Raw genomic sequence first — 14,568 nt, 5'->3', positions numbered from 1 at the left:
ATACTTCCGCCTCAGGATTCCCGCCGGATGGTCCTGATCAGCAGGGCAAAGGCTGTAATCAGCAGGGTCAGCAGCAGCCCGAAAGCCAGGACCAGTCCAAGCAGGCTAAGGCTTGCTGCAAAACCGGGAGCCCCCGGAGTAAAGGCAGCCGCGGCCGGAAGCGAAGGCCATGCCGAAGCCAGGCCTGTAGTGATGAGAGGTTTCCACAGCAGCAGGGCCATTCCGGCGGCAAGAACGGCATGAATCACACGCGCAGCCATAAATGGCAGATAGCGGAGGCCTGTGCCATTCAGAATGCTGGCCACCTGCGCATGCACGGACAGGCCGCCCCAGGAGAGAATGAAGGCTGCGGCGGCAATCTTGAACTGAAGCGGCAGCGCTGAGCCGGCAGCGCCGGCCGAACGGGCCCCCAGGGTCACTTCAAAGAAACCGTTGATCAGAGCTTGGCCGAGTTCTGGCGGAAATCCGGCTGCAGACAGCAGCAGGCCCGTGATATTGAATAACGAGGAGAGGATACCCGCCTTGTTGAGCAGTTCCATCAGCACATTGAAGAATACAACCAGGCCTCCTACGACAATAATAAGCTGGAGGGAGGACTGGACAGCGCCCTTCATCAGTTCGCCCAGATTACGCCCGTCCTTGCGGCGGGCCTCAGCCATCGCGGAGAGAGCGGCCTGAAGGCGGCCACCTTGTCCCTTGTTGGGAGGGGTTGTTCCGGCGTCCGTTGAGTTATTGAGGGCAAGTTCTTCTCTGCGCCCGTAAAATGACATCAGCAAGCCTACAATCAGTCCCGCTCCATAATGGGAGAGTGCAAGGATCAGCCCAAGTGAAGCGTCATGAAAGAAACCGACAGACACGGCTCCAAGCAGAAAAATCGGATCGGAGGAAGTTGTAAAGGCAACCAGCCGTTCCCCCTCCACCCGGCTGATTAAATTCTGTTCCCGCAGCTTCGCGGTTAATTTCGCTCCTACTGGATATCCTGATACATATCCCATTGCCAGCGCGAAGCCGCCGCTCCCCGGAATACGGAAAAGAGGGCGCATCAGCGGGTCAAGCAAAGCGCCGAAAAGATGGACCACACCGAAGCCGAGCAGCAATTCGGAAATACAAAAGAATGGAAACAAGGAAGGGAACAGCACATCCCACCATACGGCCAGTCCGCGCAGGGCGGCCTGCAGCGAGGCCTCGGGATGAACCAGCATCAGCAGCATGCAGCCTGCCAGTGCAAAGGCCAGCACGGGGCCGCCAAATTTTCTCAAAGTCATATATACGCCTCCCGGTCTATGGTAAGATGTATGCGCAAATAGGGACAAACAGCACAAAAAAGTAGGGAAAGCGGTTACAAATGCCTGTTTTTCGGCTGAAATTGTGATATTATAAAATTAATTAATGCACACCTCTGTTACAAGATAATTAGGGATGGAGTGATGGTGATGAGCATAGTTGCCGGCGTTCTCGTATGTGCTTTTGTATATGTTATTCGGGTCTCTCTCGTCCCTCCAGGTGATGAGGAATTCAGAACCTATTAAATATGCTCTAAAGACGCTAAACAACGGTTTAGCGTCCAGGCTGTCGAGAAAGTCTCGACAGCCTTATTTATATGTAATTAATTTAAGACGACACCGCGTTAATGTTATATAATATAGGTAACTATTTATAGAACGGATGGTGTCTTGTATGCTACGTTCCAACCGAGAAAAACAACAATCCTACGAATTTGTTTCCATTGAAGATTTAGTGCCACAAGACCATTTGCTACGCAAAGTAGATAAATATATCGATTTTTCCTTTATCGATGAGAAAGTTCGACCGTTATACTGTGCGGATAATGGTCGTCCTGCCATTGATCCTGTCGTCTTATTTAAAATGATTTTTCTCGGTTACTTTTACGGTATTCGTTCAGAGCGTCAATTGGAGCGTGAAATCCAGACTAACCTCGCCTACCGCTGGTTTTTGGGACTGGGATTGACCGATAAGGTTCCCGATCACACCACGATTAGCTGGAACCGAAGAACGCGGTTTAAAGATACAAACATCTTCCAGGATATTTTCGATGAGATTGTTCTCCAAGCGATTTCACACCGAATGGTCGGCGGGCGTGTTCTTGTTACGGATTCAACCCACGTCAAAGCCAATGCAAATAAGCACCAGTACACTAAACAAATGGTTTTGCAAAATACAAAGGATTATGTGGACGAGCTCAACGCTGCCGTGGCCGAGGACCGGAAGGCGCATGGAAAAAAGCCCTAAAACCTAGAGAGGAAGTGAATGAAGAAAAGGAAATTAAAGTGAGCAAGACCGATCCCGATAGCGGATATATGATTCGCGATGGCAAACCTGAGGGCTTCTTTTATCTGGACCACCGAACGGTGGATATGAAATACAATCTCATAACAGATGTGTATGTTACGCCCGGAAACGTGCACGACTCCGTGCCCTATCTGTCACGTTTGGATCGCCAGCAAAAACGATTTGAATTTAAGGTCGAAGCCGTAGCGCTGGATTCGGGTTATTTAACAACGCCTATTTGCCGAGGATTACAGAGCCGAAAGATTTTTGCGGTGATTGCTCACCGGAGATTTCATCCCAAGCAAGGATTGTTTCCGAAGTGGAAGTTTACCTTTGATGCCGAGCGAAATCTGTATGTTTGTCCAGCGAGTCACGAATTGAATTACCGAACCACAGACCGAAAGGGCTACCGGCAGTATGCTTCCGATCCAGAACAGTGCAAGAATTGTCCGCTGCTGGGTCAATGCACGCAGTCCCAAAATCACCGAAAGGTGGTAACACGGCACGTGTGGGAGGACAGCAAAGAATGGGTCCGTAATAACCGGCTAAGTACGCCCGGCAAGAAGTTATACCGCAAACGAAAAGAAACGATTGAGCGAAGCTTCGCGGATGCTAAAGAGCTCCATGGGTTTCGCTATTGCCGTTTGCGCGGACTTCCGAACGTCAGGGAACAAGCACTGATGACGGCTGCCGTGCAGAACATGAAGAAGATGGCGATCCACCTGGATCGCCTGGAAAAGCGGGGGTAGTCCCCTTCTTTTCCCGATTTCACTTCTGCCTAAACGCAAAAAGAAACCCAAGGTCTTAAAAATGACCTGGGTTTCTCGACAATCTGGACGCTAAACAACGGTTTAGCGTCTTTTTTTCGCCGGGAGGCTGCGTGCTGGATGGGCACTAAGGTCGCATATCCGTACCGTCCTCTTTTTTGGTATAATAAAAAAGCCGTTACATTAAAATGGAAGAAAGCTGGTACCCTTCAATGAATCCAAATAACAGCATATATGATAACCTGGGGGGCGCAGAAAGCCTTCACCGGTTGGTGGAAGTGTTCTACAGCAAGGTGCAGATTCACCCGGGCCTTGGGCCTTTGTTCCCTGAGGACATCGGTCCTGTCATGGAGAAGCAGTATCAATTTCTCAGTCAGTTTTTCGGCGGCCCTACGCTCTATTCGGAACTTCATGGCCATCCCATGATGAGAGCGCGGCATATGCATATTCCGATTACACCGGAGCGTGCGGAAGAATGGCTGCAGTGCATGAAAGAGGCGCTGGAAGAGACGGGTGTGGAGGAGCCGCTGCGTTCCTTTGTATTGAATCGTCTGGCGGGTCCTGCCCATCATTTCGTCAACATGCCCCAGGAATAAGAGTGATGTGTTCAATGTGAAAGGAATGAGGGCATTTGTCGGATTTAATACCCCTGTACTCCATTAAAGTCCAGTGCTGCAACTGTGAGCATGAATTCTCCACCTCACGGGTACGGCCCAGCCTCAAAAAAGCCTCGCGCCGCGATGCTGATTTCTGCTCCTATTACAAAAATGAGAATCCTGATTATTACGTTGTGCGTGTCTGTCCGGAGTGCGGATTTGCTTCTACGGAGAACTCGGCGGACAAGCTGGCCGACTGGCAGCGCAAAGCTTTTCATGAGCAAGTGGGGAAACGCTGGAAACCCCGCAGCTTCGGCGAACAGCGCAGCTGGGAAGTGGCACTGGAGACCTACAAGCTGGCCCTGCTGTGCGCCCAGAGCATCAATGACAAGGACCGCATTATTGCCAGCCTTCTGCATCACATCGCCTGGCTGTACCGTTACGAGGGACAAACGGAACAGGAGCAGCGTTTCCTGCGTTACTCTCTGGAGGCCTATATCAAGGTCTATGAGCGGGATGGAATCGGTGGGAATGATGCCCGTCTGCTGTACCTGATCGGCGAGCTGAACCGGCGTATCGGCCAATTTGGCGATGCCGTCATGTGGTTCTCGCGTCTGATTAATGATCAGAAGATCATGGATGCCGCCATGATCCGTGCGGCGCGTGAACAGTGGGCCCTTCTGCGCGAACAAATGCGGGGAGAAGAGGTTGACCCTGACGGCCTGTCTTCAAGAGGGTGAGATTAGAACAAACCAAAAAGCTGTCTTCAGCAGCTTCTGCTGTTGAAGACAGCTTTCATAAGGGACTAGCGGACAGCCCGATCAAACAACAGGTAGTCCCCATCCGTGTCGACCACAGTCAGGCTGGTCTTGCAGCAAGGGAAGACCAGCAGCTTTTTTTTGCCGTCGTGTACGATCTGCAGTTCCTTCGGTTTCATCGGCAGAAGAATGTTCTCACGGTTGCAGAACGGACAATATTGTAAATACATGTCTCCGAGTAGAATGTCATAAGGCCAAGTGTGGCTAAAAGGAATCATTGCCCGTCCTTCTCGGAGGGGGAAGATTCCGGGCTCTTTTTGGATAACTCGGCTATTTTTTGCAGCAGAATATGTTGTGGCATATGCATCAAGTGCTCCAGGGGAACGCCTAGTTGTTTGGATAGGGCAATCGCTGTTTCCGGTGAAATTTGCAGTGGCTTCATAAGGATCTCCTCCTCAAAATGGGTCAGCATGGGAGCTTTTCGCTGCCGCTACCACTTTACCATGGCTGCAGGTCAATACACAAGAAAACCAAATGATAATAAAGGAATGGTGAATACATATGAAAAAGCCTTTATCGCTGACATGGGATCTCGAGTCCATATATCCGGGAGGGTCCTCCTCTCCTGAATTAGCAAGCTTCCTGAAGAAGCTGGAAGGTGATATCGAGAGCTTGCAGCAGCTGGTCAAGACCTCCGTGCCGCCAGTACAAGCGGAGGCTAGCGCCGAACTGGATAAGGTTATTGAGCTGCTGCAGAGCTGCACAGGACGCCTTGTACAGGCGTATGAGTTCGCCACCTGCCTTGGAGCGCAGAACCAGCAGGATAAGGAGGCTGTCCGCGTTGCTTCCAAGGTAATGGGCCTCCGGGCGCGTTTTGAGGGCATCAGTTCACAGTTCGACAATGTGCTGCGCCAGACATCGGATGAGGTATGGGCAGGCTGGATGGAACGTCCGGGAATTGCCCCGCTTCAATTTGTATTAAGCGAGAGACGTAATCTGGCCCGGGAAAAAATGAGTCCGGAGCTGGAGAGCCTGGCTCTAGAGCTTGCAGTGGACGGGTATCACGGCTGGAGCGAGCATTATGAGACGATCGTCGGCTCCATTCAGATTCCTTTTGAGGATGAAGAAGGCAGCAAGCTGCTGTCAGTTGGCCAGGCCTTCAACAAGCTGGATGATTCCGACCCGAACGTGCGCAAGGCCATGTTCCGCAAGTGGGAAGAGGCTTGGGGCGGAGCTGCCGAATATTGCGCGGATACTCTCAATCACCTGGCCGGTTTCCGCCTGAAGCTTTATGCCGGACGGGGCTGGGAGGATGTGCTGAAGGAACCGCTGAGCTTGAACCGGATGTCGCATGACACGCTGAATGTAATGTGGGATGTCATTAACCAAAGCAAGCCGGCCCTCGTGTCCTACCTCAAGCGCAAGGCGAAGCTGCTGGGGGTCGACTCCCTTTCATGGGTTGATGTAGGGGCTCCGCTGGGAGAATCTACAGAGAAAATCCCATACGAACAGGCTGCCGCGGACATTGTTAACCAGTTCCGCAAATTCAGTCCTAAGCTTGCAGAATTCTCCGAGCAGGCCTTTGACAGCAATTGGATCGAAGTGGAGGATCGTCCCGGCAAACGGCCAGGCGGCTTCTGTGTCTCTTTTCCGGAGAGCAAGGAATCACGGATTTTTATGACTTACAGCGGTACAGCTTCCAGTGTGTCGACACTGGCCCATGAGCTGGGGCATGCGTATCACTCCTATCTGCTGGATGACCAGCCTTTTTTCAATCAGAATTACGCCATGAATGTGGCCGAGACGGCTTCAACCTTTGCGGAAGTCATCGTATCCGACGCCCAGGTGAAGGCAGCGGGCAGTGCGGAGGAGAAAATCGCGCTTCTGGAAACGAAGATTCAGAACAGTGTGGCTTTCTTTATGAACATCCATGCCCGGTTCCTGTTCGAAACCCGGTTTTATGAGAAACGCAAGGAAGGTCTGGTCAATGCCGAAGAGCTGTCAGAGCTGATGGAAGAAGCGCAAAAAGAAGCTTTCTGCGGTGTCCTGTCCGAATATCATCCTCATTTCTGGGCGTCGAAGCTGCATTTCTACAGTACAGATGTGCCTTTCTACAATTTCCCGTATACCGTCGGGTATATGTTCAGTACCGGCTTGTACCGTCTTGCGTTGCAGGAAGGCGCCTCCTTTGCGGATAAATACGATGATCTGCTGCGCGACACGGGGGTAATGACCCTGGAGGATCTGGTATCGAAGCATTTGAATGTAGATCTGACCCAGCCGGACTTCTGGCAGGGAGCTGCAGATTTGATTGTCGAAGACATCAATGAGTTTCTCAGTATGACAGAGCATTTAGCCTAGAATTTATGTCGGAATCAAGGCGAATGAGATCTTAACGGCAAATGTAGTATTTTACATTTTTCGAGGTGAGCATTTGAAAATTATTGAGTTGGCAATTGTATTAGATGAGGATCCGCGCGCTGAACATTCTGATCTGGTTGCGTTGCCGTTCATTCCAAGAACAGGCGAGCTGCTTCTATGGAATAGCAAGCTCTATCTTGTGACAAACGTTATGTATAGTTTTGACACAAGCCCGGCGGATTATAATTATGACGCAGATCCCAATAAACAAAGCACTGTTGCCCATGATATATGCTATAAAGTTTTTTTGAAGCCTGCTAGATAAAAACTTGTCCTCCGACAGCCGCCCATGTTTATGGACGGCCTTGTCCGCGAGCTGGGATCCGAGCGCCTGGCCGTACTGCTCGCCTTTGCTTCGCATATGGACGAGACCGGCAGCTGCTACCCGAAACAGGAACAGATCGCGGATATGCTCGGGATCAGCCGCACGACGGCAACAAGCGAATAAAATAGCGACAGTCTAGGGAACTTTATTTCGTCCTTTGCTGTCGCTGTTTCAGTTGCTAGGGTCATTTTGTTGCAGGTTCGTCTATGCGTGGCACTTAGGCACTTATTATGTGACAGTGACCTAACAGATAAAAAATAATCGTACGATTTTAACTTCCAAATTAAGACAAATTTAGTTTACAACTTAACAGGTAATATTGTTTACGACCCAGGGCCATCTTGAGACAGAGAATCTGACCCAGCCGGACTTCTGGCAGGGAGCTGCAGATTTGATTATCGAAGACATCAATGAGTTTCTCAGTATGACAGAGCATTTAGCTTAGAATTTATGTCGGAATCAAGACAAATCCCCTTTTCAGCTCCAAAGATCCTTTTACCGAGTTGGTGTGAATACGCAAAAGACCCTTAACTAAGGGTCTTTTTTGGCTGCATATTGTCGAAACAGATCGATTTAGCAAAGGTTATATACAATAAGATCATGAAAATGACGCATATATAGGGATAATCACCCATTTATGTTGTAAATTGTTGAATGAGGTAGACTCCTGACCTATAATGAGTCTAAAGCCTTATATAAGTCGTGCCAGGACCGGCGGAAGAGCGCAGCAATTCCGTATGTCCGAAGCCTGCTGCAGGATATAACGCTCATAAAATTATAGGAGGAAGTACATGCTTAAGTCTGAACAACTTTCACTGGCGAGACAGATGGATTTGGTATTTAGGGAATTGCAGGAGGAATTATCAGGGTTGTCTTCAGGAACGGTATTTGTGCAAATACGCAATAACGTGATCGGGAAGTTCGGCATCCGCCACAATCCCCTTTCGGGCCGCAGTGGTACTTTTGCAGCAGATAAGGAGGGCTTGACTTTGAGCCAGCAATCTTCTTTTCGGCTGATGGCGCTGGAGAGTCTGAATTATAAACGCCGCTGGACCCATGGGGAGATTAGCTACGAGTTTGCTGTCCGTCAAGGAATGGTCGCCGTGGATGCCACGCTGGAGTCCAATTACAATATGGCGAACCTGATGATCCGGTACCCGAGGGCTTCCCATTCCGACAGCTCTGACCAGTCCTATGGCTGATGGCTGCTAGCGGGGCTTCACAACTGCGTATACATAATCCTGAAAGCCAAAAGCTCCCCTCACGCATCCATAGAGAAGCGGGAGGGGAGCCCAAGATATTACGCGGTATCGGACAGGCAATCATCCAACCGTTTAGAGCATTCAAAAATTAAAGTTACTACTAGTTCGAACGACCGGACAGTTGTTGCTCTGCCAGTTGTACGAGACGTTTAGTGATGTAACCTCCCAAAGAACCGGTTTCGCGGGAAGTGTAGTTACCGTAGTAACCATCTTGAGGAATAGTTACTCCAAGCTCTTGAGCTGCTTCGAATTTCAATTGTTGCAGCGCTGCATTCGCTTGAGGCACTACCAGGTTATTGGAACGGCTGCTACGACCTTGGCGTTGACCTGCTTGACCCATGTTTGTTCACCTCCTTCACCCGTTGTGAAGATAGTATGAGCGCTATAGGCCAAATTCATGCACCTTATCGAAAGGTTTCTAGGATGGTAATTATTAGTCGATGGCAGGGAGTCCGGTTTCCGGTTCAGGCAAGAAAGGAACACATAGAGAAGCGGCCTATCCAGCCGGGTTACGGATAGGCCGCTTGTTTGTATAATGAATGTTATCGATCCGGATAGATCATTTCAAGAGCGGTCGACAGCTCCACTGTCTGACCCGGGTCCAAAGCAATCAAGCCGGTGAAGTTTGAATCTGCAGGAATATTAGGCGCATTCGGCAGCCAGGTATAAGGCTCAAGACATAGGAATTGCTCCGCTGGGCCTTTGGTATAAACCACCCAGTGGCGGAAGTGCTCCTTGTCTGCGGTATAGCGGAAGCCATAACCATCGTCACGTTGCAGCAGCGCCTCGGCAGGCTGCTGCGGTCCAATTCGCAGCGCCGTATCCAGGTTGGTACCCTGCAGGTGCATTCCCCGGTTCAGCGGCGCAAGCGGTCCAAGTGGAAGCAGCTTGCCGCTGGGCAGCAGCTCTTCGCTGAGCTCATACATGCTTTCGACAGGCAGGGTGAGATTCCAGCGCTGCGGTTCACCATCCAGCATAAACCAGGTGTGATATCCGATGCCAAAAGGAATGCGGTGTTCCCCCAGATGAGTCACCTTCAGAATCTGCCGCAGCCGGGCATCCTGCAGCCGGAAGGTCATTTCGAGCTTTAACGGTACCGGGAATTGCTCCATCCAGCGGGGATCATCCGCTGTATTGAATTCTGTGGTTACAGCACAGCCTTCCTCATCCTCTTCGATATCACTGACACACCAGGATTGGGTGCGGTGCAGACCGTGGATATGGTTATCTCCGGTGGTATTTGGGTCGAACTGATAATTTACACCGTCATAGTTAAATTGTCCTTTGCGTATACGCCCGGGCGGAATCAAGAGCGGAATGCCGAAATGATAAGGTTTTTGCATATAAAAGGCCTGGTCGCTTTCATCGGGTCGTCGCAGAATTTGCCGTTCCTCCTTGAGGTCATACAAGGAAATCACGTTATTTCCGAGCCGCGGCAAAAGTGTGACTTCCAGTTCGCGGCTGTGCAAAATATAGGTATCATAACCGCCCCACTGCCCTTTGGTCACCTGTTTCATGTGTCATATGCTCCTTTATCGTAACTGTAATCGGGTAGAACACGGATAACCTTATCATACCAGATTTATGTTCAAGTAGATAAGGGATTTGACAACTTCCCCGGAAGGTTCTATGATGTATGCATTCGTGAATGATCACAACGCAATGACGGAGACAAGTAAGCAGTAGCGGGACCTTCAGAAAGCCGGTGGTTGATGTGAACCGGTGGAACCCTTCTGGCGAATGGACTCCTGAGTGCCGCGCTTGAACGGGAGCAGCAAGCCCTAATAGACCGGCCGGTTCTTCCCCGTTACCGGAAGCATAAGGCTGCTTTAACACTTCGGACTACCGGAGGGAAGCGGCGAATAAGGGTGGCACCACGGTCTCACGTCCCTTGCGGACGAGGCCTTTTTTGCGTTGTCCGATATGAAGCGTGAAGCCGCAAATACTTAGTGCGGAGGGATAGATTATGGTTAAAAAAGTATTGTCAGGTATACAGCCCAGCGGTAATCTGACGCTCGGCAATTACATCGGCGCGATGAAGAATTTCGTCAAATTGCAGGATGAGCATGAATGTTATTTCATGGTCGTGGATTTGCATGCTATTACTGTGGCCCAGGACCCTGCTGCACTGGGTGAACAGTCGGAAGCGGTAGCTGCGCTGTTCATTGCGGCCGGAATTGATCCGGCCCGTTCCAATGTGTATCTGCAATCCCATGTCCCGCAGCATGCCGAGCTGGGCTGGATTATGACCACGCTGACTGCGATGGGCGAGCTGGAGCGTATGACCCAGTTCAAGGATAAGTCTTCGGGAAAAGATTCTGTCGGAGCAGGCCTGTTCGTCTATCCGTCGCTGATGGCTGCTGACATACTCATTTATAATGCCGATCTTGTTCCCGTTGGGGAAGACCAGAAGCAGCATTTGGAGCTGACACGCGATCTGGCAGGACGCTTTAATCATCGGTTTGGCGAATTCTTCACCATTCCCGAGCCTTTTATTCCGGAGGTAGGAGCACGGATCATGTCCCTGGATGACGGCACCAAAAAAATGAGCAAAAGCAGCCCCAATGCCGGGAGCTTTATTGCACTGCTCGACCCGCCGGATGTAATCCGCAAAAAGATCAGCCGGGCAACAACCGACTCCGGGCGCGAGGTGATTTATGATCCGGCGAACAAACCGGAAGTCAGCAACCTGATGAGTATTTATGCGGAATGCTCCGGAATGACGCTTCAGCAGATTGCCGACCGGTTTGAGGGGCAAATGTACGGCGGATTCAAAAAAGAGCTGGCCGAGGTTGTCGTGGCCTCCCTTGAGCCGCTGCAGCAAAGATATCACGAAATCCGCAGCTCCGGTGAGATTGCCGATATTCTGGCACACAGCGCCGAACGAGCCCGTGTGGTGGCCGCACAGACGCTGGCAGGGGTCAAAGAGCGGATGGGCTTCCTGCCGGTTCGTTAAAAAGATTCATAATAGCAGCTTATTGTTCCAGCCGGCGTCTAAGCCGTGCCTTGACGATAAAACCCCATCCAATGTTCAGCACGCATAAGAGCCCGAGCAGCAAGGCCAGCCAGACATTGTAGCTGATCGCGATAGAGCCTGCCGTGAGCAGCAGGATGGAGGAGCAGGCAAACCACAGTGAAAGTCCTTTACCCATAAATGACAGTCTTCCTTTCTGAGGAAACTGAAGGATTCCCGGAGCGATTGGTGCTCCGGGAATTCTGCATATTCTGAGGCTAGTACGTGTTTGCTTCAGTTTCTGAATAAGAGTGGGAACGCTTTATGGTGATTGTGCCTTATGCACGGGGTGGGAGTCAAGCGTTAGAGTTTCATGGAGCGGGGTCGATGGCAAACCGTTCATCAAGCTTTTCGCTGCTGAGCCAGCCCACATACGTATTTAAAGGATGATATTCATGATCCATTACAAGCACTGCCACGAATGGGAATTGCTTGCGGTGCAAATAACGCACATCTCCCCAGCGTACAATATAGCCTGAGGGCAGTTCCTCCACCTCTGCGACAGCATAGGAGGTGAGATACAGGAAAGCCTGAATATCAGGATGGGATTTGGAATGCTCAACCGCCGGATGCTTGGAGCTTACGGCATGTTTGAACCATTCCAGCCGTCCGTAAAGGAGCTGGCCGACATCATAGCTGCCGTCAACTTTGACTTTGACGATATTCCATCTTCTGGTGGAAATCGTCGGGATTACAATGTAACGGTCGCTGGCGTCATGCCGGACATCCTTGGCTTTGATATTTCGGGTAAGCCTGGCGTGTACCACTGTGCGCCAAATGTAATAAAGCACGGTGCAGACATACAGGGTGATGAACAGCGGTGCCGGCGGAACAAGTCCGCTGATCCAGAGAATAATGGCCGCCGTATGGCTGCCAAAGATAAACGGATCAAAGATATGGATAATGTTCCAGGCAATCCATTTCTCGGTGAACGGCCGGGCTGCCTGTGTGCCATAGGCGTTGAAGAGATCGCTGAATACATGGACGGCCACACCGATGAAGCTCCAAAGTGCAATATGCCCCAAAGGCGTCCAGTCTGTGAATCCGAAGATCGGTCCAAAAACCAGTGTAATCAATGCCGGCCAGATGATTAGAAATGGCAGGGAATGGGTGATTCCCCGGTGATTGCGGATATACTGCGCATTGTTTTTGAGGCGCAGGGCGGTATCGGCATCGGGGGCTTGAGAGCTTACTACGGTTGCGAGCATGACAGCTCCGGCCAATGCCGGGTTTCCGGCGACTACAGGGTCTACAAAGGACAGACCGGCCAGTCCGATGCCCATTACCAAATGTGTTGCGGTATCCATAGTTCAGATCTCCTTTATGCGAAGGTTCTCTATATAATAACTACCCAATTTCCTGTCCAGTTATTTAAGGGGATAAAAATAAATATCGTCACGTAATTGTCGAATTCATGAACATCAGAGTCAATGATTGTCAAAGTCTTTGACGGTTTGTTATGATAAAGTTAACAGCGGAACACTATTTGTTCCCGGCGGAAACGTTAGAGGACGTAAGAAGGAGGATCACTGAGCGTGGACAATCATTTGAGATATCAAGCTTCTTCCGATTCCGCAGCCATGTCTGCAAAATCCCCACCGGAAGGTGCAAACTGGCGTGATTTTATTACTGTAACCAAACCCGGGATTATCCGGTCCAATCTTTTGGCGGCATTTACCGGTTATTGGCTTGCTTCGGGCTGGGACGTCGAATACGGCAAGCTGATTCTAACCTTGCTTGGAACTATGCTGGTCATGGCTTCGGCCTGTGTTTTTAATAACTATTTCGACCGTGATCTGGATATGAAAATGGAAAGAACTCGTGAACGCGGCTTGCCGACAGGACGGCTGAAACCGCAAACGGTACTGATCTACGCCATAGGGCTGGGCATTGCCGGAATGATTGTGCTGTTTGCATTTTGCGGCATGCTTGCCGGATTATTCGGCATCGTGGGCGTCTTTGTCTATGTAGTAGTATACACGCTTTGGCTCAAGCGGACATCTACCTGGAGCACTTCTGTCGGAGCAATCTCAGGAGCAATGCCCCCTGTAATCGGTTACGTAGCGGTGACTGGCAAGGTGGATATGGGTGCGTGGCTGCTGTTCGCTACGCTTTTTCTATGGCAGCCGCCCCATTTCTGGGCTTTGGGCATTCGCCGCAAGGAGGAGTACCGGGCTGCGGGATTTCCGCTGCTTCCCGTAGTTAAGGGAGTCCGGCGCACCAAGTTCCAGATGATTCCTTATGTGGCTCTGCTAATTCCAGTGCCGATTCTGATGTATATGTACGGGTACGCCGGAATCTTTTATCTCGTTATTTCAACAGCTTTATCATTAATGTGGTTATATTTGAACCTTAAAGGCTTCAGAGCCAAAGATGATGAAGCGTGGGCGAAGAAAAGCTTTTTCTTTTCGATTAACTACTTGATGGTCAGTCTGATTGTGCTTGTGCTCAATACAGTTCACATATAGTGGATGGGAGGGGAGACTGTTCTTGCAAACGTTGAAGCGTTATAAATGGACCTGGATACTGCTTCTGCTCGCCTTGGGGATGGCGGGATATCTGCTTTGGAGTACCCTGGATCTCGGAAAAAAAGAGCTGCCGGTGATAGGGGCTGTTCAGGATTTCTCTCTGGAGAACGTGGAGGGTGAACAGGTGACTTTGGCAGACACGCAGGGGAAAGCACGGCTGGTGTATTTCTTCTTTACGGAATGTCCCGATGTCTGCCCGATTACCACATTTATGCTGTCGCAAACGCAGGATTTGCTGGTGAAAGAAGGCAGCTTCGGAAAGGATGTGGAGTTTGTCTCCATATCCTTTGACCCGGAGAATGATACCCGGGAGGCCATCAAGACCTTTGCCGACCGGTTCCATGCCGATTATAGCGGCTGGCATTTCTTGCGCGGGGATCAGGAAGAGGTGCGGAAGCTGGCAGCCGAGTCTTTTAAGGTGATGATTGCCGGCAACAACAAGGACAATTTTGCCCATGCCAACCTCATTGGTCTGGTGGACCGGGATAATAACCTGCGGGCGCTCTATGACGCCGGTGATTCCGAGAATGTGACTCCGGAGTTTCTGGCAGAGACTGTGCAGGAGCTGGCCCGGGAATAAACAGAAGTCTGATTAACCAAAAACGCCTT

18 protein-coding genes are annotated in these 14,568 nt (G+C 50.6%); 11 read left to right on the top strand and 7 right to left on the bottom strand.

Annotated features, from left to right (window positions below; all coding sequences use genetic code 11):
• Positions 1–11: 11 nt before the first annotated feature.
• Positions 12–1,265, bottom strand: coding sequence for a dipicolinic acid transporter SpoVV (gene spoVV / locus IEY53_RS01215; RefSeq protein WP_189021790.1), 1,254 nt, complete (start codon positions 1,263–1,265; stop codon positions 12–14).
• Positions 1,266–1,677: 412 nt separating this feature from the next.
• Between spoVV and IEY53_RS01210 the strand changes: the two genes are divergently transcribed.
• The 3 genes from IEY53_RS01210 (at position 1,678) to IEY53_RS01200 (ending at position 4,392) form a co-directional block, all read left to right on the top strand.
• Positions 1,678–3,038 (top strand): IS1182 family transposase gene (locus IEY53_RS01210; RefSeq protein ID WP_229695905.1). Its coding sequence is split into 2 segments (ribosomal slippage): positions 1,678–2,248 and positions 2,248–3,038, totalling 1,362 coding nucleotides; the frame shifts between segments, so codons are not numbered across the junction.
• Between the two features lie 230 nt (positions 3,039–3,268).
• A complete protein-coding gene (locus IEY53_RS01205) occupies positions 3,269–3,652 on the top strand; it encodes a globin domain-containing protein (RefSeq protein ID WP_189021789.1) in 384 nt (127 codons plus the stop codon).
• A gap of 35 nt (positions 3,653–3,687) precedes the next feature.
• Positions 3,688–4,392 carry a DUF2225 domain-containing protein gene (locus tag IEY53_RS01200; RefSeq protein ID WP_189021788.1) on the top strand — a complete coding sequence of 235 codons (705 nt, stop codon included), beginning with the start codon at positions 3,688–3,690 and terminating at the stop codon, positions 4,390–4,392.
• A gap of 65 nt (positions 4,393–4,457) precedes the next feature.
• On the opposite strand, the gene IEY53_RS01195 is transcribed toward IEY53_RS01200, so the two are convergent.
• Positions 4,458–4,688 (bottom strand): hypothetical protein, encoded by a 231-nt coding sequence (locus IEY53_RS01195; protein WP_189021787.1) that lies wholly within the window; start codon positions 4,686–4,688, stop codon positions 4,458–4,460.
• Entirely contained in the window at positions 4,685–4,852 is a 168-nt protein-coding gene (locus tag IEY53_RS01190; RefSeq protein ID WP_189021786.1) for a YycC family protein, read from the bottom strand. The genes IEY53_RS01195 and IEY53_RS01190 overlap by 4 nt, the downstream gene beginning before the upstream one ends.
• A gap of 119 nt (positions 4,853–4,971) precedes the next feature.
• Here IEY53_RS01190 and IEY53_RS01185 point away from each other — a divergent pair, with 119 nt between their 5' ends.
• The 5 genes from IEY53_RS01185 (at position 4,972) to IEY53_RS01170 (ending at position 8,358) form a co-directional block, all read left to right on the top strand.
• Entirely contained in the window at positions 4,972–6,771 is a 1,800-nt protein-coding gene (locus IEY53_RS01185) for a M3 family oligoendopeptidase (protein ID WP_189021785.1), read from the top strand.
• Between the two features lie 73 nt (positions 6,772–6,844).
• Positions 6,845–7,096, top strand: coding sequence for a hypothetical protein (locus IEY53_RS01180; RefSeq protein ID WP_189021784.1), 252 nt, complete (start codon positions 6,845–6,847; stop codon positions 7,094–7,096).
• Positions 7,097–7,120: 24 nt separating this feature from the next.
• Positions 7,121–7,279, top strand: coding sequence for a helix-turn-helix domain-containing protein (locus tag IEY53_RS01175; RefSeq protein ID WP_189021783.1), 159 nt, complete (start codon positions 7,121–7,123; stop codon positions 7,277–7,279).
• A 196-nt stretch (positions 7,280–7,475) separates the two neighbouring features.
• A complete protein-coding gene (locus IEY53_RS35685) occupies positions 7,476–7,601 on the top strand; it encodes a hypothetical protein (protein WP_268240739.1) in 126 nt (41 codons plus the stop codon).
• A 346-nt stretch (positions 7,602–7,947) separates the two neighbouring features.
• Positions 7,948–8,358, top strand: a complete 411-nt coding sequence (locus IEY53_RS01170; protein ID WP_189021782.1) for an O-methyltransferase — start codon at positions 7,948–7,950, stop codon at positions 8,356–8,358.
• A 160-nt stretch (positions 8,359–8,518) separates the two neighbouring features.
• Here IEY53_RS01170 and IEY53_RS01165 read toward each other — a convergent pair whose 3' ends face one another.
• Positions 8,519–8,758: an alpha/beta-type small acid-soluble spore protein gene (locus IEY53_RS01165; RefSeq protein WP_189021781.1), complete on the bottom strand. Its 240-nt coding sequence runs from the start codon at positions 8,756–8,758 to the stop codon at positions 8,519–8,521.
• 202 nt (positions 8,759–8,960) lie between these two features.
• Positions 8,961–9,935, bottom strand: a complete 975-nt coding sequence (locus IEY53_RS01160) for an aldose 1-epimerase (protein WP_189021780.1) — start codon at positions 9,933–9,935, stop codon at positions 8,961–8,963.
• A 449-nt stretch (positions 9,936–10,384) separates the two neighbouring features.
• Between IEY53_RS01160 and trpS the strand changes: the two genes are divergently transcribed.
• On the top strand, positions 10,385–11,374 hold the full coding sequence (trpS, locus tag IEY53_RS01155; protein ID WP_189021779.1) for a tryptophan--tRNA ligase: 990 nt from the start codon (positions 10,385–10,387) through the stop codon (positions 11,372–11,374).
• Positions 11,375–11,393: 19 nt separating this feature from the next.
• On the opposite strand, the gene IEY53_RS01150 is transcribed toward trpS, so the two are convergent.
• Together IEY53_RS01150 and IEY53_RS01145 are read right to left on the bottom strand one after the other, a co-directional pair.
• Positions 11,394–11,570, bottom strand: a complete 177-nt coding sequence (locus IEY53_RS01150; RefSeq protein ID WP_189021778.1) for a hypothetical protein — start codon at positions 11,568–11,570, stop codon at positions 11,394–11,396.
• Between the two features lie 172 nt (positions 11,571–11,742).
• Positions 11,743–12,738 carry a metal-dependent hydrolase gene (locus IEY53_RS01145; protein ID WP_189021777.1) on the bottom strand — a complete coding sequence of 332 codons (996 nt, stop codon included), beginning with the start codon at positions 12,736–12,738 and terminating at the stop codon, positions 11,743–11,745.
• 228 nt (positions 12,739–12,966) lie between these two features.
• On the opposite strand from IEY53_RS01145, the gene cyoE reads away from it, so the two are divergent.
• Both cyoE and IEY53_RS01135 read left to right on the top strand, forming a co-directional pair.
• Positions 12,967–13,899 carry a heme o synthase gene (gene cyoE, locus IEY53_RS01140; protein WP_189021776.1) on the top strand — a complete coding sequence of 311 codons (933 nt, stop codon included), beginning with the start codon at positions 12,967–12,969 and terminating at the stop codon, positions 13,897–13,899.
• A gap of 22 nt (positions 13,900–13,921) precedes the next feature.
• Complete coding sequence (locus IEY53_RS01135; RefSeq protein WP_189021775.1) at positions 13,922–14,539, top strand: SCO family protein; 618 nt, start codon at positions 13,922–13,924, stop codon at positions 14,537–14,539.
• Positions 14,540–14,568 lie beyond the last annotated feature (29 nt).

It is taken from the genome of Paenibacillus albidus, assembly GCF_014644435.1.
GTDB lineage: Bacteria > Bacillota > Bacilli > Paenibacillales > Paenibacillaceae > Paenibacillus_AQ > Paenibacillus_AQ albidus.
The sequence above is the reverse complement of the archived record's forward strand: the minus strand, read 5'-3'. Positions and strand labels throughout refer to the sequence as shown.

Excerpts from the sequence above, each read along its gene's own strand:
- IEY53_RS01170 (WP_189021782.1), top strand. The coding sequence starts at position 7,948 with ATGCTTAAGTCTGAACAACTTTCACTGGCGAGACAGATGGATTTGGTA.
- spoVV (WP_189021790.1), bottom strand. The coding sequence starts at position 1,265 with ATGACTTTGAGAAAATTTGGCGGCCCCGTGCTGGCCTTTGCACTGGCA.
- IEY53_RS01150 (WP_189021778.1), bottom strand. The coding sequence starts at position 11,570 with ATGGGTAAAGGACTTTCACTGTGGTTTGCCTGCTCCTCCATCCTGCTG.
- IEY53_RS01185 (WP_189021785.1), top strand. The coding sequence starts at position 4,972 with ATGAAAAAGCCTTTATCGCTGACATGGGATCTCGAGTCCATATATCCG.
- IEY53_RS01145 (WP_189021777.1), bottom strand. The coding sequence starts at position 12,738 with ATGGATACCGCAACACATTTGGTAATGGGCATCGGACTGGCCGGTCTG.
- IEY53_RS01190 (WP_189021786.1), bottom strand. The coding sequence starts at position 4,852 with ATGAAGCCACTGCAAATTTCACCGGAAACAGCGATTGCCCTATCCAAA.
- IEY53_RS01175 (WP_189021783.1), top strand. The coding sequence starts at position 7,121 with ATGTTTATGGACGGCCTTGTCCGCGAGCTGGGATCCGAGCGCCTGGCC.
- IEY53_RS01195 (WP_189021787.1), bottom strand. The coding sequence starts at position 4,688 with ATGATTCCTTTTAGCCACACTTGGCCTTATGACATTCTACTCGGAGAC.
- IEY53_RS01160 (WP_189021780.1), bottom strand. The coding sequence starts at position 9,935 with ATGAAACAGGTGACCAAAGGGCAGTGGGGCGGTTATGATACCTATATT.
- trpS (WP_189021779.1), top strand. The coding sequence starts at position 10,385 with ATGGTTAAAAAAGTATTGTCAGGTATACAGCCCAGCGGTAATCTGACG.
- IEY53_RS01205 (WP_189021789.1), top strand. The coding sequence starts at position 3,269 with ATGAATCCAAATAACAGCATATATGATAACCTGGGGGGCGCAGAAAGC.
- IEY53_RS01165 (WP_189021781.1), bottom strand. The coding sequence starts at position 8,758 with ATGGGTCAAGCAGGTCAACGCCAAGGTCGTAGCAGCCGTTCCAATAAC.